At 62.4% G+C, this 15,232-nt stretch carries 12 protein-coding genes; 1 reads left to right on the top strand and 11 read right to left on the bottom strand.

Annotated features, from left to right (window positions below):
* Nucleotides 1–18: 18 nt before the first annotated feature.
* Nucleotides 19–2,124 (top strand): ATP-dependent DNA helicase RecG, encoded by a 2,106-nt coding sequence (gene recG, locus ATY75_RS08690; RefSeq protein WP_088937221.1) that lies wholly within the window; start codon nucleotides 19–21, stop codon nucleotides 2,122–2,124.
* A gap of 75 nt (nucleotides 2,125–2,199) precedes the next feature.
* Here the strand turns inward: recG and ATY75_RS08685 are convergent, their stop codons facing one another.
* From ATY75_RS08685 to ATY75_RS08635, 11 genes are all read right to left on the bottom strand, one after another.
* The gene (locus tag ATY75_RS08685; protein WP_088937220.1) at nucleotides 2,200–2,907 is read right to left on the bottom strand and encodes a DUF502 domain-containing protein; all 708 of its coding nucleotides are present in this window, start codon (nucleotides 2,905–2,907) and stop codon (nucleotides 2,200–2,202) included.
* A gap of 134 nt (nucleotides 2,908–3,041) precedes the next feature.
* Nucleotides 3,042–4,868 (bottom strand): glutamine--fructose-6-phosphate transaminase (isomerizing), encoded by a 1,827-nt coding sequence (gene glmS / locus ATY75_RS08680; RefSeq protein ID WP_088937219.1) that lies wholly within the window; start codon nucleotides 4,866–4,868, stop codon nucleotides 3,042–3,044.
* Between the two features lie 111 nt (nucleotides 4,869–4,979).
* Nucleotides 4,980–6,341, bottom strand: a complete 1,362-nt coding sequence (glmU, locus tag ATY75_RS08675; RefSeq protein WP_088937218.1) for a bifunctional UDP-N-acetylglucosamine diphosphorylase/glucosamine-1-phosphate N-acetyltransferase GlmU — start codon at nucleotides 6,339–6,341, stop codon at nucleotides 4,980–4,982.
* Between the two features lie 174 nt (nucleotides 6,342–6,515).
* The gene (locus ATY75_RS08670; protein ID WP_064838455.1) at nucleotides 6,516–7,292 is read right to left on the bottom strand and encodes a FadR/GntR family transcriptional regulator; all 777 of its coding nucleotides are present in this window, start codon (nucleotides 7,290–7,292) and stop codon (nucleotides 6,516–6,518) included.
* Between the two features lie 15 nt (nucleotides 7,293–7,307).
* Nucleotides 7,308–8,276: a galactofuranose ABC transporter, permease protein YjfF gene (gene yjfF, locus ATY75_RS08665; protein ID WP_088937217.1), complete on the bottom strand. Its 969-nt coding sequence runs from the start codon at nucleotides 8,274–8,276 to the stop codon at nucleotides 7,308–7,310.
* Nucleotides 8,273–9,286: an ABC transporter permease gene (locus ATY75_RS08660; protein WP_088937216.1), complete on the bottom strand. Its 1,014-nt coding sequence runs from the start codon at nucleotides 9,284–9,286 to the stop codon at nucleotides 8,273–8,275. Before ATY75_RS08660 ends, yjfF begins: the two co-directional genes overlap by 4 nt.
* Nucleotides 9,283–10,806, bottom strand: a complete 1,524-nt coding sequence (ytfR, locus tag ATY75_RS08655; protein WP_088937215.1) for a galactofuranose ABC transporter, ATP-binding protein YtfR — start codon at nucleotides 10,804–10,806, stop codon at nucleotides 9,283–9,285. The genes ATY75_RS08660 and ytfR overlap by 4 nt, the downstream gene beginning before the upstream one ends.
* Nucleotides 10,807–10,991: 185 nt before the next feature.
* Complete coding sequence (gene ytfQ / locus ATY75_RS08650; RefSeq protein ID WP_049735514.1) at nucleotides 10,992–11,954, bottom strand: galactofuranose ABC transporter, galactofuranose-binding protein YtfQ; 963 nt, start codon at nucleotides 11,952–11,954, stop codon at nucleotides 10,992–10,994.
* Nucleotides 11,955–12,097: 143 nt separating this feature from the next.
* The gene (locus ATY75_RS08645) at nucleotides 12,098–13,174 is read right to left on the bottom strand and encodes a BMP family ABC transporter substrate-binding protein (protein WP_088937214.1); all 1,077 of its coding nucleotides are present in this window, start codon (nucleotides 13,172–13,174) and stop codon (nucleotides 12,098–12,100) included.
* A 54-nt stretch (nucleotides 13,175–13,228) separates the two neighbouring features.
* Complete coding sequence (locus tag ATY75_RS08640) at nucleotides 13,229–14,149, bottom strand: ABC transporter permease (RefSeq protein ID WP_088937213.1); 921 nt, start codon at nucleotides 14,147–14,149, stop codon at nucleotides 13,229–13,231.
* Complete coding sequence (locus tag ATY75_RS08635) at nucleotides 14,146–15,228, bottom strand: ABC transporter permease (protein ID WP_088937212.1); 1,083 nt, start codon at nucleotides 15,226–15,228, stop codon at nucleotides 14,146–14,148. Before ATY75_RS08635 ends, ATY75_RS08640 begins: the two co-directional genes overlap by 4 nt.
* Between the last annotated feature and the right edge of the window lie 4 nt (nucleotides 15,229–15,232).

The raw sequence follows: 15,232 nt of genomic DNA, 5'->3' as shown, positions 1-15,232 counted from the left end.
TCATCGCATTTTGGCCGCATGCGCCCCGCCATTCTCGATCCTCTGTTTTCCCCCATTTCGGGCCTTCCGGGCGTCGGCCCGAAGATCGCCGAACTGCTGGTCAAGCTGCTCGGGCGCGAGACGCCGGAGGATTGCCGGGTCATCGATCTCATCTTCCATGCGCCCTTTTCGCTGATCGATCGGCGCAACCAGCCGGGCATCGCCCGCGCGCCGCAGGGCGCGATCGTGACGATCACCGCGCGCGTCGACCGGCACCAGGTGCCGCCGCGTGGCAAGAGCAATGTGCCCTACCGGGTCTTTCTGCATGACGAGACCGGCGAGCTGACACTGGTCTTTTTCCGAGGCCAGGCCGCCTGGCTAGAAAAGCAGCTGCCGATCGATGCGGAGGTGACGGTCAGCGGCAAGGTCGACTGGTTCCACGGCCGCGCCTCGATGGTGCATCCGGACTATATCGTCAGGGCCGATGAGGCGGAGAACCTGCCGCTGGTCGAGCCGATCTATCCGCTGACGGCAGGACTTTCACCGAAGACATTGCGCAAGATCATCGACGCTGCCTTGCCGCGTTTTCCCGAGCTGCCGGAATGGATCGACCCGGCGCTGGCGCAGAAGCAGGGTCTGCCGTCGATCCGCGACAGCTTTCATATGCTGCACGAGCCGCGCGACCCCGCCGATATAGACCCACAGGCCCCAGCGCGGCGGCGGCTTGCCTATGACGAGTTCCTCGCCGGCCAGCTTTCACTGAGCCTGGTGCGCCAGCGGCTGCGCAAGGTGGCGGGCCAGCCGGTGGAGGCGACGGGAGACATCAGCGGCAAGATCCTGAAGTCCCTGCCCTTTTCGCTCACATCAAACCAGAACGAGGCGATCGCCGAGGTTTTGCAGGACATGGCCGGGGCCGAGCGCATGCTGCGGCTGCTGCAGGGCGATGTCGGCTCCGGCAAGACGCTGGTGGCGCTGATGGCGATGGCGGCGGTGATCGAGAGCGGCGGCCAGGCCGTGCTGATGGCGCCGACCGAAATCCTGGCGCGCCAGCACCACGCGACGATCTCGAAATTCGCCGCCTCCGCCGGGCTTGGCATCGAGGTGCTGACCGGCCGCACCAAGGGGCGTGAGCGCGAGGAAATCCTCGAACGCATCGCCTCAGGCGCGGCACAGATCATCATCGGCACGCATGCGCTGTTCCAGGACAGCGTCTCTTACGCCAAGCTGATGCTGGCCGTCGTCGACGAGCAGCATCGTTTCGGCGTGCATCAGCGCCTGAGGCTGACCGCCAAGGGCATCTCGCCGCACATGCTGGTGATGACGGCGACGCCGATCCCGCGCACGCTGGTGCTTGCCGCCTTCGGCGATATGGATGTTTCCAAGCTCACGGAAAAACCGGCCGGCCGCAAGCCGATCCAGACGATCACCGTGCCGATGGAACGCACCGGCGAAATCGTCGGCCGGTTGCAGGGCGCGCTTGCCGAGGGCAAGAAGGCCTACTGGATCTGCCCGCTGGTCGAAGAATCCGAAGAGCTCGACCTGATGTCGGCCGAGGAGCGGCATGCGACGCTCGTTTCCGCCCTCGGCCCCGATATCGGCCTCATCCACGGCCGGATGAGCGGACCGGAGAAGGATGCGGCGATGATGGCGTTCAAGAACGGCGAGACCCGGCTGCTCGTCGCCACCACCGTCGTCGAGGTCGGCGTCGACGTGCCGGATGCGACGATCATGGTGATCGAACATGCCGAACGCTTCGGCCTGGCGCAATTGCATCAGCTGCGCGGCCGCGTCGGGCGCGGCGACGAGGCCTCGACCTGCATCCTGCTCTATAAGGGGCCACTCGGCGAAACCGGCCATGCCCGGCTGTCGATTATGCGCGAAACCGAGGACGGCTTTCGCATTGCCGAGGAAGACCTGAAGCTGCGCGGCGAAGGCGAATTGCTCGGCACCCGCCAGTCCGGCACGCCGGGTTTCCGCATCGCCAGCCTCGAGGCGCATGCCGACCTGCTGGAAATCGCCCGCAAGGATGCCGCCTATCTGATCGAGCGCGATCCGGAGCTCACCAGCGAAAGAGGACAGGCGATCCGCACCCTGCTCTATCTCTTCCGCCGCGACGAGGCGATCCGGTTCTTGAGGGCAGGATAAGCGCGACGCGCTCTATCTCTTCTTTCCATGCATGTCGTTATCTCAAAACCGCCGAACGCTTTTGGGTGACATGCATCAATCCGCTTTTGAAACCGCCACCGGCTTCGGCCGCGGCAGATGCTTCTGCTTCGGCTCGGTTGGCGTGTGACCGGGGGCGACGAGGCCGCCCGAAATCAGGAACTTGGCGGCGTCTTCCGGGCTCATGTCGAGCAGGACGATTTTCTCACGCGGCACGAAGACGAGGAACCCGGCGGTCGGCACCGGCGTCGGCGGCAGGAAGACGGCCACCATGTCCTGGCCCATGGCGTTGAACTTCGAGGCGATCTCGCCCTTGGCATCGGTGGCGATGAAGACCAGCGCCCAGAGGCCGGGACTGGGATATTCGATGAGGCCGACCTTCTTGAAGGAGTTCGCCTGTTCCTTCAGCACGGTTTCGAAAATCTGCTTCACACTTCGATAGACGGTGCGCACCAGCGGCATGCGCTGGACGATCGATTCGCCGAAACGGACGATGCTCTGGCCGATCAGGTTCTTGCCGAGAAAACCGACGACGGTGATCAGCACGACGGCGATCAGCAAGCCGAAACCGGGAATGGCGAAATTGAGATAGCTTTCCGGATTCCAGCGCGCAGGAATATAGGGCCTGACCCAGCTGTCCGACCAGTGGATGAAGGTCCAGGTCAGCCAGATGGTAATCGCGATCGGCGCGCAGATGATCAGGCCTGCAAGAAAATTATTCCTCAGCCGCGTTGCGACCGGCATTCTGGGGGTGTTGTCGGTCATCTCTCCTGATGAGCTCCATCTCGGTCCTGGACAGGCCGGAACGCCGGCCTTTCCCCCTTGTCCGCCTGGTAAAACTGCCAGAATTCGGGGCGTGGCACAATATGTTTCAGCGCGAAGATCGGGTCCTCGTGGGCTTATTCCACGGTCACGGATTTTGCCAGATTGCGCGGCTGATCGACATCGGTGCCCATGAAGACGGCGGTGTGATAGGCGAGCAGCTGGATCGGCAGCGAGAAGATCATCGGCGCGATGATTTCGTCGACGACCGGCAGAGTGATCGTCGCCATGGTCGGCAGTTTCGAGGCCGCCGCCCCCGCCTCGTCGGTGATGAAGATGATGCGGCCGCCGCGGGCTGCGACCTCCTGCATATTGGAGACGGTTTTTTCGAAGAAACGGTCGTAAGGAGCGATGACGATCACCGGCATGTTCTCGTCGATCAGCGCGATCGGCCCGTGCTTCAATTCGCCGGCGGCATAACCTTCGGCGTGGATATAGGAAATTTCCTTGAGCTTCAGCGCGCCTTCCATGGCGAGCGGAAAGCTGGTGCCGCGGCCGAGATAGAGCACGTCCTTGCATTTCGACAATTCGCGCGACAGGCTTTCCATCTGCGGCTGGATGAGGTTCAGCACCCGGCTCATGATGCGCGGCATTTCGGCGAGATGGCGCACCAGCGCCCTCTCCTCCTCGGCGCTCACCGTGCCGCGCGCCTTGCCGGCGCCGATCGCCAGCGATGCCAACACGGCCAGCTGGCAGGTGAAAGCCTTGGTCGAGGCGACGCCGATTTCAGGGCCGGCCATGATCGGGAAGACCGCGTCGGATTCGCGGGCGATCGTCGATTCGCGGACATTAACGACGGCGCCGATCTTCAGGCCGTTCTCCCGGCAATAGCGCAGCGATGCCAGCGTATCGGCGGTCTCGCCGGATTGCGAGATGAACAGCGCCGCCTGCGACGGCGACAGCGGCATTTCGCGGTAGCGGAATTCGGAGGCGACGTCGATCTCCACAGGCAGGCGGGCATAACGCTCGAACCAGTATTTGCCGACAAGGCCAGCCAGATAGGCGGTGCCGCAGGCCGAGATTGCCAGGCCGGTCGCCGCCTTGAAATCGATCGCGGCGGCATTGGCGCCGATGGTGTTCTCGGCGAAATCGACGTAATGGCTGAGGGCGTGGGAGATGACCTCCGGCTGCTCGTAGATTTCCTTTTCCATGAAATGGCGGTGATTGCCCTTGTCGACGACATAGGCGGTCGCCTGCGAGATCTGGCGGGTGCGCTTGACCGGCTTGCCGGTAAAATCGATGACGGCGACGCTGTCGCGGGTGATGACGGCGCAATCGCCGTCGACGAGATAGGTGATCTCGTTGGTGAAGGGCGAGAGCGCGATGGCATCCGAGCCGAGGAACATCTCGCCGCGGCCGTAGCCGACGGCAAGCGGCGGGCCGGATCGGGCGGCCATGATCGTGCTGGGATCGGCCTTGAGCATGACAGCGAGCGCATAGGCGCCGGTTAGCCGGTTCAGCATCTCCAGCATGGCGGCGCGCGGCTCCAGGCCCTCGCGCAGATATTTCGCCATCAGCTGGGCGACGACCTCGGTGTCGGTCTGGGTTTCGAAGACCGCGCCCTCGGCGGTCAGTTCGTCGCGCAGCTCGGAGAAGTTCTCGATGATGCCGTTATGAACGACGGCGACACCTTCGACGAAATGCGGATGGGCATTGGTTTCGTTGGGAACACCGTGGGTCGCCCAGCGCGTATGGGCAATACCGACCAGGCCTGGGAGCGGCTCGGCGTCCAGGCGCTTTTCCAGGTTGAACAGCTTGCCTTCGGCGCGGCGGCGATCCATCACCCCCTCATGGATGGTGGCAACGCCAGCGGAATCATAACCGCGATATTCGAGACGCTTCAGCGCATCGACCAGCCGCCCGGCTACAGGCTGAGTTCCGACGATCCCCACAATTCCGCACATGCAATATCCCCACAAGGCTCCGACAATCGAGGCCAGTCCTAACGATTCCCGCTTAGTTATCAATCACCTCGGCGGTAACTTTCAATTTCCGCCGGTTACGCAAAGCGCCCCTCAGGCCTTAGCCTTCTTCGCCGCCTTGATGGCGAGCGCGCGCTCGCGCAGCAGCGATGCACGGCCGGGCTTCATCTCCTGCCGGGCACGGCCGAGCGCCAGCGCATCGGCCGGGACGTCGGCGGTGATGACGCTGCCGGAGGCGATATAGGCGCCGTCGCCGATCGTCACCGGGGCGACCAGCGAGGAGTTGGAGCCGATGAAGGCGTTTTCGCCGATCACCGTCTCGGCCTTGTTGACCCCGTCATAATTGCAGGTGATCGTGCCGGCGCCGATATTGCTGCCGGCGCCGATAGCGGCGTCGCCAATATAGGTGAGATGGTTGACCTTGGCGCCCTCGCCGATCCGGCCATTCTTCACCTCGCAGAAATTGCCGACCTTCGAACCATTGCCGAGGTCGGCACCTGGCCGCAGCCGCGCGAAGGGGCCGACGGTCGCGCCTTGGCTGACATGGGCACCTTCTATATGCGAGAAGGCATGGATGACGGCGCCGCTGTCAATCACCGCGCCGGGGCCGAAGACGACATTCGGCTCGATCAGCGCATCCTGGCCGATGACGGTGTCGTAGGAGAGAAAGACCGTTTCCGGCGCTATCATGGTAACGCCTGACAGCATCATCTGGTGGCGGCGGCGCTCCTGCCAGAAGCGCTCGATGACGGCGAGTTCGGCCCGGGTGTTACAGCCGGTCATCTCGATTTCAGGGGCGTCGACAGCGGTGACGCGGCCACCGAGTGAGCGGGCGATCTCGACGAGATCGGTCAGATAGAATTCGCCCTTGGCATTGGCGTTGCCGATGCGCGAGAGCAGATCGAGCGCCTTGCGGCCGTTGATCGCCATCAGCCCGCTGTTGCACCAGGTCACAGTTCGCTCGGCATCGGTCGCGTCCTTTTCCTCGCGGATGGCGATGAGTTCGCCGTCCTTGACGAGCAGGCGGCCGTAGCCGGTGGGGCGATCGGTGTGGAAGCCGATGACGACGATATCGCTGCCTTCGGCAAGGCCCTGGCGGGCAGCCTGCAAAGGCCCCTCGGTCTGCAGCGGCACGTCGCCATAGGTGACCAGAATATCGTCATAACCCTTGGCGATCGCCTCGCGCGCCGCCAATACCGCATGGCCGGTGCCGAGCCGCTCCTTCTGCAGGCAGGCTTCGATGCCGACGCCGGCAATCGTTGCAGCCTTTGCCACCTCCTCGGCATCGCGGCCGACGACGAGCGCGACGGAGGAAATGCCGGCGGAGGCGACTGCCTCGACCACGTGGGCGATCATCGGCCGTCCGGCGACCGGATGCAGCACCTTCGATTTCGAGGATTTCATCCGCGTGCTGTCACCGGCGGCAAGGATGACGGCAAGACAAGTACGTTCCATGATCTGCTCCGCGAATCCGCGCCATGAGGCGGCTTTGTTGCCTCATACTGCATAATTCCTGAAATCGGAATCGATTTTCGGAAAGCGCGTCGGGTGGATTGAAAGTCTTGCAGCGTGCTTTGCGCGCCCGAAAAGACGCGCGGCGCTCTCGGATCAGCCAAGCCTTTACGGGTGTTAAATTTCGGTCGAAATCGACACGATGACGGTCTCCGAACCGCGGGCTGCGAAGGCCTCGTGCACATGGTGACGGCCGTCCAGGATGACGAGCTCCATGGCGCGGCGCGCAGCAAGGCTGTCACCGGAAACGATCGCATCGACGATGCGCATATGGGTGTCGGCGATATTGGCGAAGCCGTTTTCGGTGGGCGGCGTGCTCATACGGAACATGCCGACGAGGGCCGCCTCGATCAGGCTGCCCAAGGTGCGCATAAAGGGATTGTGCGAGGCTTCGGCGATCGCCAGGTGAAAGCGAAGGTCGGCAAGCGCCAGGCTGTCGGCCGTATGCCCACTCGCCGCCATATCGAGCGCCAGTGCGCGCAGCGTCTCGATATCCTCGGCATTCGCCCGTTCGGCGACGAGACCGGCGGCGAAGGGTTCGACCGCGAGACGGATATCGTAGAGCTGCAGCAGGAACTCTTCGGTTACGCCATTGTCGAAGTGCCAGGCGATGATCTCGCTGTCGAACATGTTCCAGAGGTTCTTCTCGGTCACACGCGTGCCGACCCTCGCCTTGGCGACGACCATGCCCTTGGCGGCGAGCGTCTTCATCGTCTCGCGCAAGACGGTGCGGGACACCTTGAAGCGCTGCGCCAGTTCGGTATCGCCAGGCAGGATAGAGCCGACAGGATAGGTGCTGGCGACGATCGCCTTGCCGAGTTCGTCGACCACCTGCGCGTGGCTCGTCCGGGTTCTGCGCCCCGTCTTACGTGTCTCTTCCAATGTGTTGCGCAAGCGATCCCTCTCCCCTCAGGCGTACCTCTTGTTCAGACTGGAAACGAACAGGATGGCTTTCTGCATCAGAATGAATGCAAACAGCAGAAGGCCGATCAGGATCTTGGTCCACCAGCTCGACAGCGTGCCGTCGAAGGTGATGTAAGTCTGAATGAGCCCCTGGATCAGGATCCCGATGAAGGTTCCCGCCACGAATCCCGCTCCTCCGGTCAGCAGCGTCCCCCCGATGACGACCGCCGCGATGGCATCGAGTTCGACGCCGACTGCTGCAAGAGAATATCCGGCAGAGGTGTACAGCGAAAAAACGATCCCGGATAGGCCTGCCAGGAAACCCGACAGCGCATATATCTGGATTGTCGTGCGTCCCACGGGCACGCCCATCAGCCGCGCCGTCTGCGGGCCGCCGCCGAGTGCATAGACATTGGTGCCGAAGCGGGTGCGCTGGGCGATGAAAATGCCAACCGCAAAGACCAGAAGCATGATGCCGCCGATCAGCGTCAGCCGGCCGCCTCCGGGCAGGCGCCAATAGAGGCTCGTCAGCGTCGAATAATAGTCGTGGTCGATCGGGATGCTGTCGATCGACAGCACGAAGGCCATGCCGCGCGCCAGGAACATGCCGGCGAGCGTGACAATGAAGGCCGGCATTTCGAGATAGTGGATGATTGCGCCCATGACCGCGCCGAAAGCGGTGGTGATGACCAGCACCAGCGCGAAGGCCAGCAGCGGATGGATCGAGGTCTTCTGCAGGATCACCGCGAGAAAGACGCCGGTGAAGGCGATGATCGAACCGATCGACAGATCGATGCCGCCCGAGATGATGACGAAGGTCATGCCGACGGCGGCGATGCCGAGGAAGGCATTGTCGGTCAGAAGATTGCCGATGACGCGGGTCGACAGCATGTTCGGATATTGCAGCGTGCAGCCGGCATAGGCGAGCACGAAGATGACGATGGTCGCCAGCAGCGGCAGGTATTTGGAGTTCATTTCGGCTGCTCCCTTCCGCCCTGCCGGCGGCTGGCGAAGATGGCGAGCGACTGCACCGCCGGCGACTGGATGACGAGGATGACGATAATGATGACCGCCTTGATGATCAGGTTGAATTCGGGCGGGAAACCGGAGGACAGAATGCCAGTATTCACCGCCTGGATGATCATCGCGCCGATCAGCGATCCGAGGATGCTGAAGCGTCCGCCGAGCAACGAATTGCCGCCGACGACAACGGCGAGGATGGCGTCGAGTTCCAGCCAGAGGCCGGCATTGTTGGCATCGGCGCCCTTGATGTCGGCGGCGACGATGATGCCCGCGATCGAGGCGCAGAGACCGCTCAGCATGTAGACGGCCATCAGCAGCACCGGCGTCCGAATGCCCGACAGCGTGCTGGCGCGGCGATTGATGCCGACGGCCTCGATCAGCATGCCGAGCGCCGTGCGGCGGACGAGCAGAATGACGAGCAAGGCGACGAGCAGCCAGATGACCACAGGCATCGGCAGGAGCGCCAGGGAACCGCTGCCGAAGAAGGTCAGCCCGTCATCGTTGAAGGTGAGGATGGCGCCTTCGGTGATGAGCTGGGCGATGCCGCGGCCGGCGACCATCAGCACCAGCGTGGCGATGATCGGCTGGATATTGAGGACCGCCACCAGGAAACCGTTCCAGACGCCGCAGGCAATGCCGATCGCCAGCGTCAGGACAATGGTGTAGGCCACTGAATTTCCTGCGACAATCGACGAGGCGGCGACGGCGCCGCAAATGGCGATGACAGCGCCGACGGACAGGTCGATGCCCTTGGTGGCGATCACCAGTGTCATGCCGATCGCCAGCAACGCCACCGGCGCGCCGCGATTGAGCACATCGATCAGGCTCCCGTAAAGCCGGTCGTTCTGAACAACGACATTAAAAAACTGCGGCGACGTGATGAAATTCAACAAAAGAATGACAACGAGCGCAATCAATTGCGGCGCCAGGCGATAAGCCAGCGCCTTGAGCGAGGACCTCATGCATCCTCCTTCTTATGTTCGGCGGCGGCAATGGCTTCGACAATGCCGGCCGCGGTGATACGTTCGCCGGTGAGTTCGGCGATATGCTGTCTGTCACGAAGGACGATGACACGTGAACTATAGGCGACAAGCTCTTCAAGTTCCGAGGAAATCACGATCAGCGACATGCCTTCGGCGCAGAGCTGCTCGATGAGCTTGATGATCTCGGCATGGGCGCCGACATCAATGCCGCGGGTCGGCTCGTCGAGGATCAGAAACTTCGGATTGGTCGCCAGCCAGCGGGCGAGGATCGCCTTCTGCTGGTTGCCGCCGGAAAGCAGGCGGATCGGCTTTTCGCGATCGGTGGTGCGGATATCGAGCGCCTTGATGTAGCGGTCGGCAAGCGCATTCTGCTCGGCGCGCGACAGCGGCCGGGTCCAGCCGCGGCGCGCCTGCAGCGCGAGCGCGATGTTCTCCCGGATCGACAGGTCGCCGATGATGCCATCGGTCTTGCGGTCCTCGGGGCAGAAGCCGAAACCTTTTTCGATGGCGGCGCGCGGGCTGGAAAGCGTTACCGGCTGACCGTCGATCGTGGCGCTGCCGCTGTCGGCATGCTCGATGCCGAAGAGAAGCTCTGCGGTTTCAGTGCGGCCGGAGCCGAGCAGACCGGCAACGCCGACCACCTCGCCGGCACGCACATCGAGATCGAAGGGCTTGACCTTGCCGCGCTTGCCGTAGCCGGCGAAGCGGTAGCGCACCTCACCGGCTGCGAGGTTGTGCTCCCTCACCGTCTCCTCGACATGCGCCAATTCGCGCCCGAGCATCATGGCGATCAGGCCCTGGCGCGGCAGATCGGCGACGTCGCGGGTGCCGACGAGCTTGCCGTTGCGCAGCACGGTGATCCGGTCGCTGATCGCATAAACCTGCTCGAGAAAATGAGTAATGAAAACAATGCCAAGACCGCGCCTCTTCAGATCCTCGATGATGCGGAAGAGCAGTGCCACTTCCTGGTTGTCGAGGCTGGCGGTGGGCTCATCTAGGATCAGCACCTTGCCGGAAAGATCGACGGCGCGGGCGATGGCGACCACCTGCTGGACGGCGACGGAGAAGCGGCCAAGCTCGGCAGTCACGTCGATATCGATGCCGTAACCGGTCAGTAGTTCTCGCGCCTTACGGTTCATCGCGCGCACGTCGGTCATGCCGAAACGCCTTGGCTGGCGTCCGAGAAAGAGATTTTCGGCGACGCTCAGATTGGCCAGCAGGTTGACCTCCTGGTAGACCGTGCCGATGCCGAGCTTCTGAGCGGCGAGCGTGTTGGCCGGATTGATTTCCTGACCGTCGAGCGTCAGGCTGCCCTCGTCACGATGATAGGCGCCGGTGAGGCATTTGATCAGTGTCGATTTGCCGGCGCCATTCTCGCCCAGCAGCGCGTGCACCTCGCCCTTGCGCAGCGAGAAATCGACCTTGTCCAACGCCACTGCGCCGGGAAAGAATTTCGATATTCCGGAAGCTGCGAGAACGTTCTCGAAATCGTGAATCATAAGGGTGTGTTTTCCTGATATTGACGGCAAAAGCCGCGCCGCGGCCGGACATGACGTCCCAAGGCGGCAAGGCAGTTCCGCACCGGTCCATGACGGGCCGGTGCGGTTCTACAGCGCTTGAATGCTGCATCTTTCACCCTTAAATCGATCCCGATTTGAGGGGTATGCAGCGGCGTCAAATCAGATCAGTAGCCCTGACCCTTCTTCTCTTCGTAGACCTTCATCGGCTCGTCGGCAGGCGTGTAGAGCTTGGATTCGGTCTGGATCCACTTCGCCGGAGCCTTCTTGTCCTTCAGGTAGGCGTCGAGCGCGTCGAAGGCCGGGCCTGCCATGTTCGGCGTCAGCTCGACCGTCGCATTGCTTTCGCCTTCGGACATCGCCTTGAAGATATCGGGAACGGCGTCGATCGAGACGACGAGGATATCCTTGCCCGGCTTCAGACCGGCTTCCTTGATCGCCTGGATGGCGCCGACGGCCATGTCGTCATTATGGGCGTAGAGAGCGCAGATATCCTTGCCGCCATTCTCGGCCTTCAGGAAGCTTTCCATGACTTCCTTGCCCTTGGTGCGGGTGAAGTCGCCGGTCTGGCTGCGAACAATCTTGAGGTTGTCGTGGCCGGCGAGAGCTTCTTCGAAGCCCTTCTTGCGGGCGATGGCCGGCGACGAACCGGTCGTGCCCTGCAGCTCGACGACGTTGCACTTCTTGTCACCAACGGTCTTGACCAGGAAGTCGCCGGCGACCTTGCCTTCGTGGACGAGGTCAGAGGTGACAGCCGTCAGGTAGAGATCGTCCGGCGCCTTGATGGTGCGGTCGAGTAGGATGACCGGAATCTTGGCTTCCTTGGCTTCCTTCAGAACGTCGTCCCAGCCGGTTTCAACAACCGGCGCAATGAGAATGGCGTCGACGCCCTGAGCAATGAAGGAGCGCAGCGCCTTGATCTGATTTTCTTGCTTCTGCTGCGCATCGGCAAACTTCAGATCGATGCCGCGCTTCTTGGCCTGCTCCTTGGTTACGGTCGTTTCAGCCGCACGCCAGCCCGATTCCGAGCCGATCTGCGAGAAGCCGACGGTCAGTCCGCCAGCCGAAGCCGAACCGAACATGCAGGCAGCAAGAATCGTGGCACTCAAAAGTGCAGTCTTCAATTTCATGATTTCCTCCCAAGCCGCGTCTCGCGGCGCACGGTCAAAAAATCATATAGTATTACTTTTGTAAATCAGAATCTTTGCATGCACTGCAGCAAAAAAAGAGCGCCCACAGGAGGCGCTCTTCGCAACTGCGAATTGAAAGCAACTTATTGCGCCGGCAGCTTGTCGTCGACGCCTTCGACATAGAAGTTCATGCCGAGCAGCGTGCCATCATCGGCCTTCTCGCCGGCCTTCAGCCAGGGCGTGCCGTCCTGCTTGTTGATCGGGCCGGTGAAGGGATGCAGTTCACCCGACTTGATCTTGGCTTCGGTTTCCTCGGCCATTTTCTTCACGTCGTCAGGCATGTTGGTGTAGGGCGCCATCTTCAGGATGCCGTCCTTCAGACCGTCCCAGCTCTGCTCGGACTTCCAGGTGCCGTCCAGAAGCGCGTGGACGCGTTTGGAGTAGTAGGTGCCCCAGGTATCGACGATCGCCGTCAGCTGCGCCTTGGGACCGGCTGCGATCATGTCGGATGCCTGACCGAACGCGTGGATGCCGCGTTCTTCGGCAACCTGCATCGGCGCGGTCGTATCGGTGTGCTGGGTCAGCACGTCGACGCCCTGGTCGACCATCGCCTTGGCGGCATCGGCTTCCTTGCCGGGGTCGAACCAGGTGTTGACCCAGATGACCTTCAGCTTGAAGCTCGGATCGACCGACTTGGCGCCCTGCTCGAAGGAGTTGATGCCCATCACCACTTCGGGAATCGGGAAGGAGGCGATGTAGGCGGCGCCGTGATTCTTCGAGGTCTTGGCGGCGATCTGGCCGAGGATATAGCGGCCTTCATAGAAGCGCGAGTTGTAGGTGGCGAGGTTGGGGCCTGACTTATAGCCGGTGCCGTGCTCGAACTTGACCTTCGGGAACTTGGCGGCAACCTTGACCGTCGCATCCATGAAGCCGAAGGACGTCGTGAAGATCAGCTTGCAGCCGGAACGGGCCAGGCGCTCGATGGCACGCTCGGCATCCGGGCCTTCCGGCACGTTTTCGAGGTAAGGCGTTTCGATCTTGTCGCCGAATTCGGCCTGGACCTGCTGGCGGCCGAGATCGTGGGCCTGCGAATAGCCGCCATCGGTGTGCGAACCGACATAGACGAAGCAGACCTTCGTCTTATCGGCGGCTTGAGCGGTCGACGAGATGCCGATCACGGCGGCGGCCGAGGCGGCGAGTGCGAATGCGTATTTCTTCATGATAACCCCTGTTGGTTTGAAGTTGTTGCGGAAACCCGTCTTTATCGTGTTGCCTTATCGCTCCGGCACGAAGGCCTTTCCGAGCGAGGCGGGCGTATTGATCAACGTCGTGCGCCGATTATGAGAAATGATGATGAGAACCACAATAGTCGCGGCATAGGGCAGCATCGAGAGGAACTGCGAGGGAATTCCGAAACCGAAGGCCTGCGCATGCAGCTGCAGGATGGTGACCGCGCCGAAGAGATAACCGCCGGCAAAGACCCGCCACGGCCGCCAGGAGGCAAAGACCACCAGCGCCAGCGTGATCCAGCCGCGCCCTGCCGACATGTTCTCCGCCCATTGCGGGGTGTAGACGAGCGACAGCTGGGCGCCGGCAAGACCGGCGCAGGCGCCGCCGAACATCACCGCCAGGTAGCGCGTGCGGATGACCTGAATGCCGAGCGCATGGGCCGAAGCGTGACTGTCGCCGATCGCCCTCAGCTTCAGCCCGGCCCGGCTGCGGAACAGGAACCAGCTGACGCCGACCACAAGCGCAATCGACAGGTAGAAGATCAGATCCTGCCGGAAGAGAATATGGCCGATGACCGGAAGATCCGACAGGACCGGAATGACGATCTCTCCCAGACGAATGCCGGGAACGCTGACATAGGCTTCGCCGAGCATGCCGGAGGCACCGAGGCCGAGAAGGGTGAGCGCCAGTCCCGTCGCCACCTGGTTTGCCACCAGCGTCAGCGTCAGGAAAGCGAAGAGTAGCGAGAAAAGCGCGCCTGAGGCAATGCCGCAGACAATGCCGACATAGGGCGAGCCCGACATTTGCGCGCCGGCAAATGCGGCGACCGCGCCCATGATCATCATGCCTTCGACGCCGAGATTGAGCACGCCGGAGCGCTCGGTGACGAGTTCGCCCAGCGCTGCGATGACGAGCGGCGTCGAGGCGGTGATGACGGTCAGCAGAATGGCTTCGAAGATGCTCATGCCGCGCCCCTGACCCGCGACCAGACGATGCGGATTTTGTAATAGATCAGCGTATCGCAGGAGAGCACGAAGAAGAGAAGCAGACCCTGGAAGACGCGGGTGACCTTGTCGGAAACGCCGAGCGACAGCTGTGCGGCCTCGCCGCCGAGATAAGTTAGCGCCAGCACCAGGCCGGAGGCGATGATGCCGAGCGGATTGAGGCGGCCGAGGAAGGCGACGATGATGGCGGTGAAGCCGTAGCCCGGCGAAATCGCCGGCTGCAGATGGCCGATCGAGCCGGAAACCTCGGCTATCCCGGCAAGGCCGGCAAGGGCGCCCGAGAAGAGGAAGCTGAACCAGATCATCTTCTTCGACGAGAAACCGGCAAAGCGCCCTGCCCGTTCCGATTGGCCGAGCACGACGATTTCGAAGCCTTTCAGCGTGTAGCGCAGCATGAACCAGACGGCGGCGGCCGCAATGAGGGCGAAGATGAAAGCCCAATGGGCCCGGCCCGATTCTTCGAAGATCGCCGGCAGCACCGCCTCAGGCGCGAAATCGCGCGAGACCGGAAAATTGAAGCCCTTCGGGTCGCGCCAGGCGCCGCGGATCAGCCAGTCGAGAAAGAGCTGGGCGATATAGACCAGCATCAGCGAAGTCAGGATCTCGTTGGTGTTGAAATGCGCCTTCAGCAGCGCCGGAATGGCGGCGAAAAGCGCACCGCCGAGCGCGCCAAGAATCAGCATCAACGGCAACACCAAAGGCGAGTGCCAGTCGTAAAAGACGATCGGCAGATAGGAGCCGGTGATGGCGCCGATGGTGAACTGACCTTCGGCGCCGATATTCCAGTTGTTCGAGCGATAGCAGACCGCAAGACCGACGGCGATCAGGATCAGCGGTGCGGCCTTGATCGCCAATTCGTGCAGCGACCAGACCTCGAGCAGCGGCTCGACGAAGAAGGCGTCCAGCGCCTCCACCGGATCCTTGCCGAGCATGGCGAACATGATGGCGCCGAAGACCAATGTCAGCATAAGGGCCAGCAGCGGCGAGACGAAGGCGTAGAGCTTCGAGACGTCGGGGCGTTTTTCGAGTTCAATGCGCATGGGG

This window comes from Rhizobium sp. N122, from assembly GCF_002211295.1.
GTDB lineage: Bacteria > Pseudomonadota > Alphaproteobacteria > Rhizobiales > Rhizobiaceae > Rhizobium.
The sequence above is the reverse complement of the archived record's forward strand: the minus strand, read 5'-3'. Positions and strand labels throughout refer to the sequence as shown.

Excerpts from the sequence above, each read along its gene's own strand:
- ATY75_RS08640 (WP_088937213.1), bottom strand. The coding sequence starts at position 14,149 with ATGAGCATCTTCGAAGCCATTCTGCTGACCGTCATCACCGCCTCGACG.
- ATY75_RS08685 (WP_088937220.1), bottom strand. The coding sequence starts at position 2,907 with ATGACCGACAACACCCCCAGAATGCCGGTCGCAACGCGGCTGAGGAAT.
- ytfR (WP_088937215.1), bottom strand. The coding sequence starts at position 10,806 with ATGATTCACGATTTCGAGAACGTTCTCGCAGCTTCCGGAATATCGAAA.
- yjfF (WP_088937217.1), bottom strand. The coding sequence starts at position 8,276 with ATGAACTCCAAATACCTGCCGCTGCTGGCGACCATCGTCATCTTCGTG.
- recG (WP_088937221.1), top strand. The coding sequence starts at position 19 with ATGCGCCCCGCCATTCTCGATCCTCTGTTTTCCCCCATTTCGGGCCTT.
- ATY75_RS08645 (WP_088937214.1), bottom strand. The coding sequence starts at position 13,174 with ATGAAGAAATACGCATTCGCACTCGCCGCCTCGGCCGCCGCCGTGATC.
- glmU (WP_088937218.1), bottom strand. The coding sequence starts at position 6,341 with ATGGAACGTACTTGTCTTGCCGTCATCCTTGCCGCCGGTGACAGCACG.
- ATY75_RS08660 (WP_088937216.1), bottom strand. The coding sequence starts at position 9,286 with ATGAGGTCCTCGCTCAAGGCGCTGGCTTATCGCCTGGCGCCGCAATTG.
- ytfQ (WP_049735514.1), bottom strand. The coding sequence starts at position 11,954 with ATGAAATTGAAGACTGCACTTTTGAGTGCCACGATTCTTGCTGCCTGC.
- glmS (WP_088937219.1), bottom strand. The coding sequence starts at position 4,868 with ATGTGCGGAATTGTGGGGATCGTCGGAACTCAGCCTGTAGCCGGGCGG.
- ATY75_RS08635 (WP_088937212.1), bottom strand. The coding sequence starts at position 15,228 with ATGCGCATTGAACTCGAAAAACGCCCCGACGTCTCGAAGCTCTACGCC.